Raw genomic sequence first — 16,499 nt, 5'->3', positions numbered from 1 at the left:
AGAGCCGGAGAGCCGACCCGGCGCACCACACTGTCGAATCCACGGCGGTCGGCGCATCCGCCGGACGACCGACGCCGCTCAGCCCTTGGTCGCAAGGCTGCCGGGCCGGCCGGTGGGGAGCGGACCGGCCCGGGTGCCCCGCGGGAACCCGTGGCCGGTCAGATGTGGGCGAAGCCGGAACCGGCCTCGTGGGCGGGCGGGGTGGTGGTGAGGCGGTCGACGGCCTTGGCGAGGGTGGCCAGGAGGGATTCGGCCAGGTCGCGGCTGAAGCCCTCGCGGACCACGATACGCAGGACGGCGATCTCCTCGGCGTTGGGCGGCATGGTGTACGCGGGCACCTGCCAGCCGTCGCGGCGCAGTTCGTCGGAGACGTGGAAGACGGTGAACTTGCTCGGGTCGCCGAGTTTGAAGGAGACGACGGGGATGTCGGTGCCGTCGCTGATCACGTCGAAGGCGTCGAGCTTCGCGATGCCGTCGGCGAGGAAGTGCGCGGTGTCCCGCAGCCCTTCCATGACCTTGGTGTAGCCCTCCCGGCCGAGGCGTACAAAGTTGTAGTACTGGCCGACGACCTGGTTGCCGGGGCGGGAGAAGTTGAGGGTGAAGGTCGGCATGTCGCCGCCCAGGTAGTTCACGTGGAAGACGAGGTCCTCGGGCAGGTCCTCGGCGGAGCGCCACACGACGAACCCTATGCCCGGGTAGGTGAGGCCGTACTTGTGGCCGGAGACGTTGATCGACTTCACCTGCGGGAGCCGGAAGTCCCATTCCAGGTCGGGGTGGAGGAAGGGGGCGACGAAGCCGCCCGACGCGGCGTCGACGTGGATCGCGATGTCCGTGTCGTGCTCGGCGTTGTAGGCCACGACCCGGTCGTGGATGTCCTTGATCGGCTCGAACTCGCCGGTGTGGGTGGTGCCCAGGATCGGCACGACGCCGATGGTGTTCTCGTCCACGTACGTCATGGTCTCGTCGGCGTCGACGGTGAACCGGTCGGCGGCCATGGGCACGTAGCGGGGCTCGACGTCCCAGTAGCGGCAGAACTTCTCCCACACCACCTGGACGTTGGAGCCCATCACCAGGTTCGGGCGGTCCGCGGGGAGCCCGGCCGCCTGGCGGCGCTGGCGCCACTTCCACTTCATGGCGAGACCGCCGAGCATGACCGCCTCGGAGGAGCCTATGGTCGACACGCCGATCGCGTCGCCCGAGGAGGGCGCGTGGAAGAGGTTCGCGACGATGTTGACGCAGCGGCGCTCGATCTCCGCGGTCTGCGGGTACTCGTCCTTGTCGATCATGTTCTTGTCGAACGTCTCGGCCATGAGCTTCTCGGCCTCGGGGTCCATCCACGTCGTCACGAACGTGGCCATGTTCAGCCGTGAACTTCCGTCCAGCAGGAGCTCGTCGTGGATCATGCGGTACGCCGCCTGGGGCGCCGTCTCCTGATCGGGGAGCCTGTTCTTCGGCACCTGTATGCACCCCAGGCGCGTGGTGTAGGCCGGGTCGATCAGCGCTTCGCTGCTGTCGTGACGGTGTACCACGATCACTCCCATGTCGACTGTCTGACGTCAGCGGCCCAGCATGCCAGCCCCGCCCAGGTGTTCGACGCCGGGACGCGCCGGCGCCGACCGGCCCACCGGCCAGGTGCACAGCACGGCGTCGGTCAGCTCGAACAACGCGTCCGCGCGGGCGGTCGGACGGTCGGGGGGTCCGGCGGTCGGTGACCGAAGCACCGACGGCGAGCGCCGTCAACGTGGGCAGTAACAGCCGCTTGGCCATCTTCTTCACGGTGTATCTCCTCTGTGCCCTCTGCGGACGAAGAGCGGCGTCGCGCGCTCGTCACCTGCTGTTGCCAGGCCGTCCGCGATCAACCATTCGTATCCGCACGGGCTTTGGCCATCCTGACAAGGCGAAGCCGACGGCCCGCGTCGACGGGGCGCGCGGGTGGGGGATGGGGGTGGTTGACCGGATTGCTTATAAGGCACACAATTATTGCTATGACTACAACTAATGTGGAGCCGCACTCCGGCGAGCCGGACGAGTCGGGCGGGCGGGTGCTGTTGATCGGCGCGTCCCGGGGGCTGGGGCTCGAGCTGGCCCGGGAGTGGGCTCGCGGCGGGCGGCAGGTCGTGGCGACCGTGCGGGGGCCGGGCCGGACCGAGTTGCACGACCTCGCCGAGGGTTCCGGGGGGCGGATCGAGATCGAGACGGTCGACGTCACCGAGCCGGCGCGGATCGCGGCGCTGCACGAGCGGCTGGCGGACCGGCGGTTCGACCTGCTCTTCGTGAACGCGGGGGTCACCAACCAGCCGGAGGGGACGGTGGCGCAGACCGAGACCGACGAGTTCAACCGGGTCATGGTCACCAACGCGCTGGGCCCGATGCGCGTCATCGAGGCGCTCCAGGACCACGTCGAGCCCGACGGCACGATCGGGGTGATGTCGTCGGGTCAGGGCAGCGTGGCCAACAACGAGCGCGGCGGCCACGAGGTGTACCGCGGCAGCAAGGCCGCGCTCAACACGTTCATGCGCAGCTACGCGGCACGGCACGCCGGCGAGCGGCGGACCCTGGTGCTGATGGCCCCCGGCTGGGTGCGGATCGGGGTCGGCGGCCCGGACGGCCGGCTCAGCGTCGACGAGAGCATCCCGAACGTCGTCAGGACGCTCGACTCCCTCCAGGGCACGCCCGGCCTGCACTACGTCGACTACCTCGGCCGTACGGTGGCGTGGTGAACCCGGCACCACAGCAGGCCGGGCACAGCGCGCGGCGGCTCGGGCCGCCACGGCACTGAAGGACGCGGGAGACACGACCGATGGCAGGCTCCTCGATACGATCCACCGACCCCGGCCGGCAGGTCTGGGCCCTGATGCAGCGCTTCGTCGAGGCCCACAACCGCCACGGCGAGCTCGCAGAAGCGCTCGGCTTCCGGCTCGGCGGCGGTCGCGGCAAGATCCTCTTCCAGCTCCGCGAGGGACCGCGCACCCTCAGCCAGCTCGCCGCGGCCAACGGCGTCGACGCCCCCTACGCGACGCTCATCGTCGACAAGTTGGAGGCCCACGGCCTCGTCGAGCGCCGCCCGCACCCCGGCGACCGGCGCCGCAAACTCGTCACGCTCACGGCCGCCGGGCACGACGCGCTGGCCACCGCCGACGCCATCCTGCTGCGCCCACCCGCAGCCGTGGGCACCCTCCCCGCCGACGACCTACGGCAGCTCACCGAACTCCTCGCCCGCCTCCTCGCAGCCGACGCGACCCAGAGCGGGCAAGCCACCCCCGAGAAGTGACCCGGCCGAACCCGGGCCACGGGACGACCCGCCACCTCGCTGCGGCACGAGCCGGCCCGGCGTACCGTTCGCGCCCCGCCGAAACGTCAACTCCCCTGCGGGGCTTCCGGGTTCGCGGGGGGCGTGGGGGAGGCCGCCGCGGCGATCACGTCGTCGAGTACGGCGCGGGAGCGGCGCAGGTCGTCGATCATCCGGTCGATGCGGTCGCGCTCCACCGTGAGGTCGGCGACCAGTTGGGTTCCGGCGGACTCGCAGGGGCCGCCGTCCGCGTCCCGCATGCACGGGAGCAGCTGCACGATCTTGGCGCTGCACAGTCCGGCCGAGTAGAGCTGCTGGATGCGGACGACCCGGTCCACCGCGCTCTCGGCGTACTCGCGGTGCCCGCCGGGAGTGCGGTCCGCGCTGAGCAACCCCTGCTGCTCGTAGTACCGCAGGGACCGCTCACTGACCCCCGTGCACCTGGCCAGCTCACCGATCCGCATGACGTACCTCACACTCTTCCCGGTTGAATCTGACATTGATGCTAACTCCTAGCGTGGCCGCCATGACCGACACCCGAACGACGCCGAACCTCCTCGCGCCCGCCACCGTCGGGGGCCTCCGGCTCGCCAACCGCCTGGTGATGGCGCCGATGACCCGCAACCGGGCCACCGCCGAGGGCGTCCCGACCGCCCTCATGGCGACCTACTACGCCCAGCGCGCGACCGCGGGCCTGATCGTCGCCGAGGCCACCACCCCGAACGCCGTCGGCCGGACGTACCCGAACACCACCGGCGTCCACGACGGTGCGCAGGTGGCGGGGTGGCGCCGGGTCACCGAGGCGGTGCGCGCGGCCGGCGGCGGACCGATGTTCCTGCAGATCCAGCACGGCGGCCGGGTCGGCCACCCCGACACCAGCGGCCACACCCCGCTCGCGCCGTCGCCGATCGCGCTGCCCGAACTCCTGCACACCCCCGCCGGGAAGCGACCCGCGCCGGTCCCCCGCGAGATGACGCCGCACGACATCGGCGCCACCGTGGCCGACTTCGCCGCCGCCGCCCGCAACGCCGTGGCCGCGGGCTTCGACGGCGTCGAGGTGCACAGCGCCAACGGCTACCTGCTGCACCAGTTCCTGTCCCCCAACACCAACCACCGCACCGACGCGTGGGGCGGCGGCGTGGCGAACCGTATCCGCTTCACCGTGGCGGTGACCGAGGCCGTCGCCGCCGCGATCGGCCCGCGGCGCACCGGGCTGCGGATCTCCCCCGGGCGCGCCGTCAACGGCATCGACGAGGGCGACGACACCGGCGCGCTGTACCCGGCGCTCGTCTCCGCCCTGGCCGGCCACGGCCTGGCCTATCTCCATGTCGGCTTCGCCGAACCCGGCTCCGCGGTCTACCGGGACATCCGCGAGCAGTGGCCGGGCGCGCTGATCGCCAACCCGCTCCTGCCCGCCGACCGGCTCCCCGCGGACGGCGGCCGGCACGCGGCCGAACTCCTGCTCGCCGCCGGCGCCGACCTCATCGCCCTCGGCCGCCCCTTCCTCGCCAACCCCGACCTGGTCGCGCGCCTCCGCACCGGCGCCCCCGTCAATCCGGTACGGGACCAGTACCTGATGTACGTGGGCGGGGCGACCGGCTACACCGACTACCCGTTCCACCCGCCCGTGGCGTGACACCGGTCCGTGACGCAACACCGGTCCGGCACGCGGACGTTCAGGCACGCGGACGTTCGGGCACGCGGACTTTCGGGCACGCGGACGTGCGGACGTGCGGGCGACCGCTCCCCCGGCGCCGCGAGGGACCGCGGGCTGACGCGGGAACGGCGGTCGCGTCCGGCATCATGCTGGGCATGACCGACTCCGAACCCGGCAGCACCCCAGGAACCGGCAGGGTGGCGCATCAGCGGGTGCCGATGACCGGCCGCGACCCCGAGCAGCACGGCCGGGTCTCCACCCCGCTGGAACTCCTGCTCGACCTGACGTTCGTGGTCGCTGTCGGCACCGCGGCCGAGCAGTTCGCCGAGATGCTCGCCGGGGGGCACGCCGCGCAGGCGGTCGCCGCGTTCGTGCTGGCGATGGTCGCGATCTGCATCGCGTGGATCAGCTTCAGCTGGTTCGCGTCCGCGTTCGGCACCGACGACTGGCTCTACCGGGCGCTGACCATGGTGCAGATGATCGGCGTCGTGGTGTTCGCGCTCGGCCTGCCGGCGATGTTCCACTCCGTCGAGGACGGCGGCCGTCTCGAACTGCGCGCGATGGTCGTCGGATACGTGGTGATGCGCGTCGCGATGGTGCTCCAGTGGTGGCGCGCGGCCCGCGACTCGCCGCCCTTCCACGACATCGGCATGGCCATGATCCGCTGGACGGTGACCGTCCAGGCCGCCTGGACGGTGATCGCGTTCACGCATCTGCCGCGCGCCGCCGTCTTCGCGGTCTTCGCCGTGCTGGCGGCGCTGGAGCTGATGCTGCCGGTGCTCGGCCAGGGCGGCGCCGGCAGCACGCCCTGGCACCCGCACCATGTCGCGGAGCGGTACAGCCTGTTCGCGATCATCACGCTGGGCGAGGGCGTGGTCGGCACCGTCGCGTCGTCCGGCGGGCTGCTCGGCGGCGCGGACGGCACGCACTGGACCGGCACCGCGGTGGCCGTCGTGGTCGCCGGCGTCGGGCTGACCTTCGGGATGTGGTGGGTGTACTTCGCCACCCCGTTCGGCGACATCCTGGTGCACCGCCGCAGCCGCGGCTACCTCTTCGGGTACGGGCACATCCCCGTCTTCCTCGGGATCGCCGGGGCGGGCGCCGGGCTGCACGTCGCCGGGCTGTACCTGGAGCGCCACTCGGAGCTGAGCTCGACCGCGGTGGTGCTGGCGCTGGCGCTGCCGGTCGGCGTGTACGTGCTGACGATCTACCTGCTGCACGCGCTGCTGCTGTCCGCCCGGGACCGCTTCCACCTGCTGCTGATCTCCCTCACGCTGGTCGTCCTCGTCGTGGCGGTGGCCCTGGCCGCGGCCGGTGCCGCGCTGTCGGTGTGCCTGCTGGTGGTGATACTCGCGCCGTTCGTGACGGTCGTCGGGTACGAGACGGTCGGCCACCGCCACCAGCGGCGGATGCTCGACGACCTCGCCCGGCGGGACGAGGTCTGAGGCGGTGCCGGGCGGAGGGCACCTTGAGGGCGCAGCCCGGTGCGCTCACGCCCCGTACGCACACGCCCCGTACGCTCACGCCCGGTCGGTGCGCGGGAAGACGTACTCGTCGAGGACGATGCCCAGCGCCACCGCCGCGGGGATCGCCACCAGCCCGCCGACGATGCCGAGCAGGCTCCCCCCGATCAGGACCGCGACGACGGTGACGACCGGGTGGACGTCCACCGCGAACTTCATCGCCCGCGGCATGATCAGGTAGTCCTCGGCGACGCGGAAGGCGATCGAGAACGCGGCGGTGGCCAGGGCCACGGGCAGGGACACCGACAGGGCGACCAGGCTGACCGCGACCCCGCCGATGGTCGAGCCGATCACCGGCACCATGTCCATGAGGGCGACGAAGAAGCCGAGGGCGGCGGGGTAGGGCACGCCGGTGGTCTCGCACCAGATGAAGGTGGCGGCGCCGGCGATCGCCGAGGTGGCGACGTTGCCCAGCATGAAGCGGCCGACCCGGCTGAGGATCTCCTCGCTCACCGACTCGGCCCTGGTCCGGCGGGTGCCGGGCACGAAGCGGTAGCAGAACCGTTTGATCGTCGGCAGGGCCACCATCACGTAGAGGGTGACAGTGATGACGATCGCGGTGGAGGCCACCGCGCTGACCACGAGCTGCCCGGCGCCGAGCACTCCCCCGGCGATCTCGGACGCGCCCCCGCCGGAGCCGAGTCGCTGCCGGACCTTCTCGATGACGTGGTAGTGCTCCTCCAGGCGGCCCAAGGTGGTGTGGTGGTCGTGCAGTTGGCTGCGCCAGCGCGGCACGTCGTCGGTGAGCGCGGTGATCGCGGCGCTGACCGGCGGGATCACCAGTGCCACGAAGCCCGCCAGGACACCGGCGAGCCCGGCCGCCACCGCCGCCACCGACAGCCCCCGGCGCATCCCGCGCCGGCACAGCCAGGCCACGACCGGTTCCAGGCTGACCGCGATGAAGACCGCGAGCAGCAGCAGCGTCAGCAGCTCGCTCATCCGCAGCACGGTCCGCACCAGCATCCAGGCGAGCACCGCGCCGAGACCGGTGCCGAAGCCGACGCCGAACCAGGAGCGGCGGACCGCCGGGAGGACCGCGCCCACGCGCGGCCGGCGGGAGGAGGCGGAGGAAGCCGACGCCGTGGAGGAAGTGTCCGAGGTGGAGGAGGCGCCGATCGCGGGAGCGGCCGGCGCCGGCGGCAGCGCGGTGTCGGCGGGCAGGTCGGTCATGGCAGGGGGCTCCCTCGCGACGGTGGACCGCACGGACCGGTGCGCGCGGGTGGTGCGGTGGCGCCGCCCGCGCGTCCACCCGTACCAACGGCGCCGGCGCCGCCGCGTCACCCGCTGCCGCCCGGTGCCCCCTGGTCGGCGGAACCGATGGGCGCCGATCGGGCGGAAGGGCCGCGAACGGTGCCGGCGGACGGGGCCACCGGCCGGTGCCGGCGACCGGTGTCAGCCGCCGTCCGCCCGAGGGATCTCGTACAGCTCGCGGTAGGCGGGGAAGTCCCCGCCCGGCCCGCGCACGCCCTCCGCGGACAGCACCGCGTGCAGCACGGCGCGGGTGAGGACGTCGGCGCCCGCCGCGAGGACCGCGTCGAGGGCGCCCGCCGCCAGATGGACGCCGAAGGCCGGGTCCGTGGTCGCGAGGGCGTCCGGCGTCAGCAGCGGCCGCCGTCCGGTGGCCAGCGCGAAGACCGTGTCGCCGTCGGAGAGCAGGTGCACCGGGCGGACCGCGCGGGCCAGCCCGTCGTGGGCGGCGCCGGCGAGCTTCTGCGCCTGCGCGCGGGTCAGTACGGCGTCGGTGGCGACCACGGCGAGCGTGGTGTTCAGCGGCGGCCGCCGTGCCGCGGCGGCCAACCGCTGCCGGGCCCGGTCGTGGACGTCCGCGGGCAGCGGCGAGCCGTCGAGTCCGAACTCGTCGGCCCACCGCGGGAGGGCGCCCCACAGGGCACCGGTGTCGGGATCGGCCACCGACCCGGAGGAGTTCACCGCGGCGAGCGCGGCCACCGTGGTCCCGGCGGGCAGGACGGTGCTCGCGGTGCCGACGCCGCCCTTGAGGCCGCCGGCGACCGCGCCGGTGCCGGCGCCGACGCAGCCCTGCGCGACCGGCGCGCCCTCAGGTGTCGCGGCGGCCGCCTCCACCGCCGCCCGGCCCATCGCCCGGTCCGGGCGGGCCGACCAGTCGCCGCCGCGGCCGAGGTCGAACAGCGCGGCGGCCGGCACCACCGGCACCACCTGGCCGGGGCCGCCGACACGGAAGCCGCGCCCCTGCTCCTCCAGCCACGCCATCACCCCGCCGACCGCGTCGAGGCCGTAGGCGCTGCCGCCGGTCAGCACGATCGCCTCGACGCGCTGGACGAGGTTGCGCGGGTCGAGCGCGTCGGTCTCGCGGGTGCCCGGGCCGCCGCCGCGCACGTCCACGGCGGTGACGGCGCCGCCCTCGGGGGCCAGCACCACGGTGGTGCCGGTGAGCCACCCGTCGCCGGCGCGCTGCGCGTGGCCGACCCGCAGGCCGGCGACGTCGGTGAGCGCGTTGACCGCGCCGTGCCGCTCGGCTCCGCCCGTGGTCATCGCCTCACCCGCTCACATCGATCGCGCCGTCGCCCCGGGGGCGTGTCCACCGCTCACACCTCTCCTCCGCTCACACCTTGCCATCCGTCTCCGGCTCCGGCGCGATACGGGCGCGGATCGCGGCCTCGACGGCGGCCGGGTCGTCCGGGGTGATGAACGGGCGGATGTGCTTGCCGACGTCGAGCAGCAGCCCCTCGCTCTTGCCCAGCCGGCCCGGGTCCAGGCTCGCCCATATCGTCGGGCTCGACGTGCCCCAGATCCGCGCCTGACCGCTGAGCAGGCCGAGGGTCACCCGCCGCACGTCGCGGATGTCGGCGTAGCGCACGGCCTTGGTGCCCCAGGGGAAGTAGTAGCCGCGGATGCGCACAGCGTCCGGCGTGCAGCGAATCCAGCGGTCCCGGTAGATCTCCTGCGTGTCCATACGCTTATCCTTCCCGCAGCCGTCGTGGACGCACCGCTTCCCCCCCGGGATCGGGCGGGTCCGTGCGCGGAACTCGGGGCGCGCTGCGCGTTCTTGACTCGTACGTGCCCCAACTGCGCAGAAACGCGCGGTTGACACGGGGGAATCTGCGCGATTTACTCCCGGGCAAGCGCCGGAATACGAGTACCGGCGCCAGAGGTACGCCTAGCCGGTAAGCGGCCCGCAGTTGCGCCGCAAGCCCGGACAAAGTCGCCAGGACCACCGAGCAGGGTCCGAGGCGGGGACGTACCCTCCATCATCAGGAGCTCGATGATGCGCATCGACCGCGGTTCCGCTCTCCGACTCACCGCGCTTCCGGCGCTGTTGGCCGCCGCACTCGTCCCGTCGCTCGCGATGGACCAGGCCGGCGCGGCGTCCGAAGCGGTGTCACCGCCGCCGGCCCACGCCGGTTTCGACTACCAGATCGGCGGCGCGTACACCCCGCCCGCCGGGGTGAGCGTGGTCAGCCGCGACCACACCGACCCGCCCGCCGCCGGGCTGTACAACATCTGCTACGTCAACGCGTTCCAGGCACAGCCTGGCGCCGAGGGCGACTGGGACTCCGACCTCCTGCTCCACGACGCCAAGGGAAAGGTCGTCTACGACGAGGACTGGGGCGAGGCGCTGCTCGACACCAGCACCGCGGACAAGCGGCAGCGGATCGCGGAGAAGGTCGACGGCTGGATCGACGACTGCGCGGCCAAGGGCTACCAGGCGATCGAGCCCGACAACTACGACAGCTACAGCCGCTCCGGCAAGCTGCTGACCTCCGCCGAGGCGGAGGCGTACATCACCCTGCTGTCCGCGCACGCGCACGCCGACGGCCTGGCCATCGCGCAGAAGAACACCTCCGAGCTGGCGGGCGACCGGGCGAAGACCGGACTGGACTTCGCGGTCGCGGAGGAGTGCGGGACGTACGACGAGTGCGGCGACTACACCGCCGCGTTCGGCGACCACGTCATCGTCATCGAGTACACCGCGAAGGGGCTGCAGAAGGCGTGCTCCGGCTGGGGCGACGAGTTGAGCGTCGTCCGCCGTGACCTGGACGTCTCTCCGGCCGGCAGCAAGGGCTACGTCCGCCAGACCTGCTGACGTCCGCGGCGGGCGGCACGCGTGCCGATGCCCCGGCGCCCGCACGCGTGCCGCCCGCCCGCCTCCCCGCCTCCTGCTCCTGCTCCTGCTCCTGCTCCTGCTCGACCTCGGCGCTCTCGCCGCCGCCCGCCGCTCTCGCGGCCCTCGCCCTGGCGTCCTCGTACGCCCTCGCGCCCGCTCATCCGCTCATCACGCCGCTCCCCCGGCCGTCCCCTCCCCAGCTCCTTCCGACACACCTTCCTCCACGCGTCCCTCCAGGCGGCGTTCCGCACGTCCGCCGGCCGTTCCCCTGTCCCCTCCGCTCCCCGTCCGCTCCGTTCCGCGATCCGGTGGTGTCCCATGCCTCTGCCTTGTCCGTCTCCCAGGAGGTCCCGATGACCGGGCCACAACCGCCGTCCGGGCGCGACCGGCCCTCGCGCCGCACCCTGCTGCGCGGCAGCGCCGCGGTGGCCGCCGCGGCCGGCGCGGGGCCGCTGTTGTCCGCGTGCGGTGCGGGCGACGGTGACGGCGTCGGCAAGGACGGCCGGGTGACCGTCGAGCTGTGGCACGGTCAGACCGACGTCGGCAGAGCCGCGATCGAGGGGCTCGTCGCCGAGTTCAACCGGACCCACCCGACGATCAGGGTCGATCCGGGCGGCGGCGTGCTGTCCGACTCGATGCTCCAGAAGGTCACCGCGGCCCTGGCGTCCGGCTCGTATCCGGACATCGCCTACATCTTCGGCTCCGACCTGGCCAGCGTCGCGCGCAGCCCGAAGGTCGTGGACCTCACCGCGACCGTGCGGAACGGGCCGACACCGTGGAACCGGTTCTGGCCGGCGTCCCGCGACGCCGTCACCGTCAACGGCCGGGTGCGCGCCGCGCCCGCCGTGCTGGACTCGCTCGCCGTGATCTGCAACAAGAAGCTGTTCGCGGCGAAGGGCCTGGCACTGCCGCGACCGGGCTGGACCTGGCAGGAGTTCACCGAGACCGCGAAGGCTCTCAGCGACACCGGCGCGGGGGTGTTCGGCACCGGCTGGCCGGGCGTGGGCGACGAGGACACGGTCTGGCGGCTGTGGCCGATGGTCTGGGACCTGGGCGGCGAGGTGGTCGCCTCGGACGGGCACAGCATCGGCTTCGCCGACAGCGGGGTCAAGGCCCTGGAGACCGTCGCCGCGCTCGCCAAGGACCGCAGCGTCTACGTCGACCCGAAGCCCGGCAGCGAGCAGATGTACCAGGTCTACAACTCCGGCCGGATGGGCATGGTCGTCGCCGGCCCCTGGGCGCTGCCCGACATCATCCAGGCGAAGATCGACTACCAGGTGGTGCCGCTGCCCAGCTACAGCCGCAAGCCCATCACCATCGCCGGACCCGACACCTGGACGCTGTTCGACAACGGCTCCGCCCGGGTGGCCGCCGCCCGTACCTTCGTGTCCTGGCTGATCCAGCCCGCACAGGACGTGCGCTGGGGCATCAAGACCGGCAGCCTGCCGCTGAGCCGGGCCACCGAGGCGACACCGCAGTGGATCGCGCAGTCCCACAAGATCGCGGCGCTCACGGTGTTCACCAAGGCCCTGGAGACCGCCCGGGTCCGCCCCAACCACGCCGCCTACCCGCAGATCTCCGCAGCGCTCGGCCAGGCGATCGTCAGCGTGCTGCTCGGCCGCGCCACCCCGGCGAAGGCGATGCACGACTGTGCCCGCCAGTCCAACGCCGCTCTGCTCATCCCGCGCTGAGGAGGACCCATGCCTCGCCTTCCCACCCCGCTCACCCTGCCCGCCGGCGCCCCGACCGACGCCGAGCTGCGGCGGGCCCGACGCCGCCGGCGGCGCTCGGAGTCGACCGCCGCGTGGGCGTTCGTCATGCCCTCGGTGCTGGTCATCCTCGGCCTGAGCGTCCTGCCGGTGATCTGGTCGCTGCTGCTGTCCTTCCAGGCCGACGACCTGGTCACGCCCAGCCGCTGGGTCGGGCTGCAGAACTACCACGCGCTGACCCAGGACCCGAACTTCCGCCAGGCGGTGCGCAACACGCTCATCTACACGGCGCTGTACGTGCCGCTGAGCATGGCCCTCGGGCTGGTGCTGGCACTCGCGCTGAACCGCAGGATCAGGCTGGTCGGCCTGTACCGGACGCTGATCTTCGTGCCGTTCGTCATCTCGGCGACCGCGCAGGGCGTGCTGTTCTCCTTCATCCTCGACCCGGAGTTCGGCGCGGCCAACTCGGTGCTGCACGCGCTGCACATCCCCGCGCAGGGCTTCCTCACCGACCCCGGGCAGGCGCTGTACGTCCTGGTGGCGATCTCGCTGTGGAGCGGCACCGGCTTCTGCCTGGTGGTCTACCTCGCCGCGTTGCAGGACGTGCCGCCGGAGCTGCTGGAGGCGGGCCGGCTGGACGGCGCCGGCCGGCGCCACCTGCTGCGGCACGTGGTGCTGCCGACGCTCACCCCGGTGAACGTCTTCCTGCTGGTGTGGCAGGTGATCGAGTCCTTGCAGGTCTTCGACCTGGTGTACGTCACCACCAAGGGCGGCCCGCTCGGCTCCACGACGGTGATCGTCTACTTCATCTGGGAGATGGCCTTCCAGAACTTCACCGCCGGATACGGGGCGGCGGCCGCGTACGTCCTGGCGGTGGCCCTGCTCGTGCTCGCGGCGGGAACCCGGTTGCTGCGCCGCCGCGGCACGGACCGCCTGGAAGGAGCCACCCGATGACCGCGACCTCGGCGCCCGCGCGTGCCGTCCCCGACTCGGACACGCCGTCCGCCGCCCCGCCCGGCGGCCGGGCCCGCCGGCTGCTGCCGTTCAGCGCCTGGCACCTGGCACTGGCCCCGCTGGCGCTGCTGTTCGCGATACCGCTGGTGTGGCTGCTGCTGAGTTCGGTGATGAGCGACGCGGAGATCAACCGCTTCCCGCCGGCGCTGTGGCCCTCGCACATCGACCTGAGCGGCTACCGCTACGTGCTGGGCAACGCGATGTTCCCGCGCTGGTTCGCCAACTCGCTGATCGTGTCGGTGTCCGCGGTCGCCTCGAACCTGGTCTTCGGCGCGCTGGGCGGGTACGCCTTCGCGCGGATGCGGTTCGCCGGGTCGCGGATTCTGCTGGTGACGATGCTGGCCACGATGGCCATCCCGTTCCAGCTGACGATGATCCCGACGTTCCTGGTGATGAAGCGGCTCGGGCTGATCGACTCGCTCGGCGCGCTGATCGTGCCGTCGCTGGTCACGCCGTTCGCGGTGTTCCTGCTGCGGCAGTTCTTCCTGTCGCTGCCCAGGGAGCTGGAGGAGGCGGCCTGGATCGACGGCTGCTCGCGGCTGCGGGTGCTGTGGTCGGTGGTGCTGCCGCTGTCCCGGCCGGCGCTGAGCACGGTCGCGGTACTGACCTTCCTCAGCACCTGGAACGACCTGACCTGGCCGCTGATCGCGATCAACCACGACGTGCACTACACGCTCCAGTTGGGGCTGACCACCTTCCAGGGGCAGCACCACACCAAGTGGTCGGCGGTGATGGCGGGGAACGTCGTCACGGTGCTGCCGGTGCTGCTCGCCTTCCTGGGCGCGCAGAAGTCGTTCATCCAGTCCATCACTTCCAGCGGCCTGAAGGGCTGATCCGATGCCACCCACGTTCGACCTGCTGGTGGTCGGGGACGTCAACCCCGATGTCGTGGTCGGCCCGCTGACCGGGCCGCTCGCCTTCGGGCAGCGCGAGCAACTGGTCTCCACCGGGCTGCTCACGCTGGGCGGCTCGGCGGCCATCATGGCCTGCGGCGCGGCCCGGCTCGGCTTGAAGGTCGCCTTCGCCGGGCGGATCGGCGCCGACGACACCGGCGCGTACGTCCGCGCCGCGCTCGCCGCCCGGGGGGTGGACACCCACGCGCTGCGGGAGGACCCCGGCCTGCCGTCGCCGCTGACCGCGGTCCTCAACCGGGCCGCGGGGCCGGGCGAGCGGGGCGGCGACCGGGCCATCCTCACCGCGCCCGGCACGCTGGCCGCCACCACCGGCGACGACGTGCCGGCCGCGCTGCTCGCCGACTGCCGCCATGTGCACGCCGCTTCGTACTTCCTGATGCCGAAGCTCGCCGCGGCGCTGCCGGACCTGTTCCGTACCGCCCGCGGGCACGGCGCGACCACCTCGCTCGACACCAACGACGACCCGGAGGGGCGGTGGGACCCGGCGGGCCTCGCGGCCGCCTTGCCGGTCACCGACTACCTGCTGCCCAACGCCCAGGAGGCGCGGGCGCTTTCGGGCGCGGCCGACCTGGAGCGGGCGGCCGCGGCGCTGGCCGGCCAGGGCCCGACCGTCGTGGTGAAGGACGGCGCCGACGGAGCGCTCGCGCACGACGGCACGGCCCTGCTGCGTACGCCCGCGGTGCCGGTGACGCCGCTGGACACCGTCGGCGCGGGCGACAGCTTCGACGCGGGGTTCGTCGCCGGGATGCTGGCCGGCCTGCCCCTCGAAGGCGCGCTCGCCCTCGCCGCGGCCTGCGGCGCGCTGTCCACCCGCGCGTACGGCGGCACCGGCGCACAGCCCACCTGGGACGAGGCGCTGGCCGCGTCCCGCACCACCGCCCCGGACCCGGGGCAGAACCACGGAGAGAGCACGTGACCACCACCACTGCCAAGATCGCGTTCATCGGCGCCGGGAGCGTCGTGTTCACCCAGGGGCTGCTCGCCGACCTGTTCGCCTTCGAGGAGCTGAAGGGCGTGCACATCGCGCTGCACGACATCGACGCGGAGCGGCTGGCGACCGCGGAGGGCGCGGCCCGGCACATCGCCGCGCACCTGGGCGCCGGGCCGCGGATCACCGCGCACGCCGACCGCCGGGAGGCGCTCGCCGGCGCCGACTTCGTGGTGAACATCGTGCAGGTCGGGATGGGCGAGTCGACCCGCACCGACTTCGAGGTGCCGGCCCGCTACGGGGTGCGGCAGACCATCGGCGACACCCTGGGCGTCGGCGGCATCTTCCGCGCGCTGCGCACCTTCCCGCTGCTCAAGGCGCTCGGGCAGGACATCGCGGAGGTGTGCCCGGACGCGTGGCTGCTGAACTACACCAACCCGATGGCGATGAACGTCCAGTACCTCGCCGAGGCGACCGGGCTGACCCGGGTGGTCGGCCTGTGCCACTCGGTGTACTGGACGATGCACGACCTGTGCGAGCTGCTGGAGGTGCCGTTCGAGGAGGTCCGCTACCAGGCCGCCGGCGTCAACCACCAGGCGTGGGTGCTGCGTTTCGAGCACCAGGGCGAGAGCGTGTACCCGCGGCTCGACGCGCTGATCGAGCGGGACCCGCAACTGCGCCGCCGGGTACGCGTGGACATGTACCGGCGGCTGGGCTACTACCCGACCGAGACCAGCGAGCACTCCTCGGAGTACGTGCCGTGGTATCTCGGCCACGCGAGCGAGGTGGAGCGGCTGCGGCTGCCGATCGGCACCTACCTGGACATCGTGGCCGACAACGTGGCGGAGTACGAGAAGACCCGCGACTCGCTCGCGGCCGGCACCCCGCTGCCGGTGGCCGGCACGATGGAGTACGCGCCGCAGATCGTGCACAGCATCGTGACGGGCACGCCCCGCACGGTCTACGGCAACGTGACCAACCGCGGCCTGATCGACAACCTGCCCGCCCACGGCACCGTCGAAGTGCCGTGCCTGGTCGACGCGTTGGGTGTGCAGCCGACCCGGGTCGGGGCGCTGCCGCCGCAGTGCGCGGCGCTGAACCGCTCCTACCTGAGCATGAACGACCTGGTGGTGCGGGCGGCGGTCGAGGACGATCCGCGGCACATCCGCCACGCGGCGATGGCCGACCCGGCGACGGCGGCGGCGCTGCCGGTGGAGAAGATCTGGCAGCTGTGCGACGACATGGTGCGCGCGCACGGGGAGTTGCTCCAGCCGGGCCTGCGGGCGGTGCTGCGCGGGCTGATCGACACCGTGCGGGTCGGCGGCTACCCCTTCGGGTACTCCGACCGGCACACCTTCGACACGATGAGCACGCTCCGCAC

At 72.8% G+C, this 16,499-nt stretch carries 15 protein-coding genes; 10 read left to right on the top strand and 5 right to left on the bottom strand.

The window, feature by feature from the left end:
- Window positions 1-158: 158 nt before the first annotated feature.
- A complete protein-coding gene (locus AB0399_RS16525; protein ID WP_366411777.1) occupies window positions 159-1,541 on the bottom strand; it encodes a glutamate decarboxylase in 1,383 nt (460 codons plus the stop codon).
- A 444-nt stretch (window positions 1,542-1,985) separates the two neighbouring features.
- On the opposite strand from AB0399_RS16525, the gene AB0399_RS16520 reads away from it, so the two are divergent.
- A complete protein-coding gene (locus AB0399_RS16520; protein ID WP_366411776.1) occupies window positions 1,986-2,720 on the top strand; it encodes an SDR family oxidoreductase in 735 nt (244 codons plus the stop codon).
- 80 nt (window positions 2,721-2,800) lie between these two features.
- Window positions 2,801-3,271: a MarR family transcriptional regulator gene (locus AB0399_RS16515; protein ID WP_366411775.1), complete on the top strand. Its 471-nt coding sequence runs from the start codon at window positions 2,801-2,803 to the stop codon at window positions 3,269-3,271.
- 86 nt (window positions 3,272-3,357) lie between these two features.
- Here AB0399_RS16515 and AB0399_RS16510 read toward each other — a convergent pair whose 3' ends face one another.
- Window positions 3,358-3,753, bottom strand: coding sequence for a MerR family transcriptional regulator (locus AB0399_RS16510; RefSeq protein WP_366411774.1), 396 nt, complete (start codon window positions 3,751-3,753; stop codon window positions 3,358-3,360).
- 62 nt (window positions 3,754-3,815) lie between these two features.
- Between AB0399_RS16510 and AB0399_RS16505 the strand changes: the two genes are divergently transcribed.
- A complete protein-coding gene (locus tag AB0399_RS16505; RefSeq protein ID WP_366411773.1) occupies window positions 3,816-4,925 on the top strand; it encodes an alkene reductase in 1,110 nt (369 codons plus the stop codon).
- 176 nt (window positions 4,926-5,101) lie between these two features.
- On the top strand, window positions 5,102-6,391 hold the full coding sequence (locus tag AB0399_RS16500) for a low temperature requirement protein A (protein WP_366411772.1): 1,290 nt from the start codon (window positions 5,102-5,104) through the stop codon (window positions 6,389-6,391).
- A gap of 75 nt (window positions 6,392-6,466) precedes the next feature.
- Here AB0399_RS16500 and AB0399_RS16495 read toward each other — a convergent pair whose 3' ends face one another.
- From AB0399_RS16495 to AB0399_RS16485, 3 genes are all read right to left on the bottom strand, one after another.
- Window positions 6,467-7,639 carry an AI-2E family transporter gene (locus AB0399_RS16495; protein ID WP_366411771.1) on the bottom strand — a complete coding sequence of 391 codons (1,173 nt, stop codon included), beginning with the start codon at window positions 7,637-7,639 and terminating at the stop codon, window positions 6,467-6,469.
- Window positions 7,640-7,861: 222 nt separating this feature from the next.
- Window positions 7,862-8,980 (bottom strand): P1 family peptidase, encoded by a 1,119-nt coding sequence (locus tag AB0399_RS16490; RefSeq protein WP_366411770.1) that lies wholly within the window; start codon window positions 8,978-8,980, stop codon window positions 7,862-7,864.
- Window positions 8,981-9,050: 70 nt separating this feature from the next.
- The gene (locus tag AB0399_RS16485) at window positions 9,051-9,401 is read right to left on the bottom strand and encodes a hypothetical protein (protein WP_366411769.1); all 351 of its coding nucleotides are present in this window, start codon (window positions 9,399-9,401) and stop codon (window positions 9,051-9,053) included.
- Between the two features lie 393 nt (window positions 9,402-9,794).
- On the opposite strand from AB0399_RS16485, the gene AB0399_RS16480 reads away from it, so the two are divergent.
- The 6 genes from AB0399_RS16480 to AB0399_RS16455 all read left to right on the top strand — a co-directional run.
- Window positions 9,795-10,532, top strand: coding sequence for an endo alpha-1,4 polygalactosaminidase (locus tag AB0399_RS16480; protein ID WP_329373611.1), 738 nt, complete (start codon window positions 9,795-9,797; stop codon window positions 10,530-10,532).
- 374 nt (window positions 10,533-10,906) lie between these two features.
- On the top strand, window positions 10,907-12,244 hold the full coding sequence (locus AB0399_RS16475) for an ABC transporter substrate-binding protein (RefSeq protein ID WP_366411768.1): 1,338 nt from the start codon (window positions 10,907-10,909) through the stop codon (window positions 12,242-12,244).
- A 9-nt stretch (window positions 12,245-12,253) separates the two neighbouring features.
- The gene (locus AB0399_RS16470; RefSeq protein ID WP_329361595.1) at window positions 12,254-13,216 is read left to right on the top strand and encodes a sugar ABC transporter permease; all 963 of its coding nucleotides are present in this window, start codon (window positions 12,254-12,256) and stop codon (window positions 13,214-13,216) included.
- Window positions 13,213-14,109: a carbohydrate ABC transporter permease gene (locus tag AB0399_RS16465; protein WP_329361597.1), complete on the top strand. Its 897-nt coding sequence runs from the start codon at window positions 13,213-13,215 to the stop codon at window positions 14,107-14,109. Before AB0399_RS16470 ends, AB0399_RS16465 begins: the two co-directional genes overlap by 4 nt.
- A gap of 4 nt (window positions 14,110-14,113) precedes the next feature.
- Window positions 14,114-15,106, top strand: a complete 993-nt coding sequence (locus AB0399_RS16460) for a PfkB family carbohydrate kinase (protein ID WP_366411767.1) — start codon at window positions 14,114-14,116, stop codon at window positions 15,104-15,106.
- Window positions 15,103-16,499: alpha-glucosidase/alpha-galactosidase (locus AB0399_RS16455; RefSeq protein WP_366411766.1), on the top strand; the 1,397-nt coding region annotated here is incomplete at its 3' end. The genes AB0399_RS16460 and AB0399_RS16455, both read left to right, overlap by 4 nt.

Source organism: Streptomyces sp. NPDC088194, from assembly GCF_040702025.1.
Lineage (GTDB): Bacteria > Actinomycetota > Actinomycetes > Streptomycetales > Streptomycetaceae > Actinacidiphila.
Note: the sequence above shows the minus strand (reverse complement) of the source record. Positions and strands in the feature narration are given on the sequence as shown.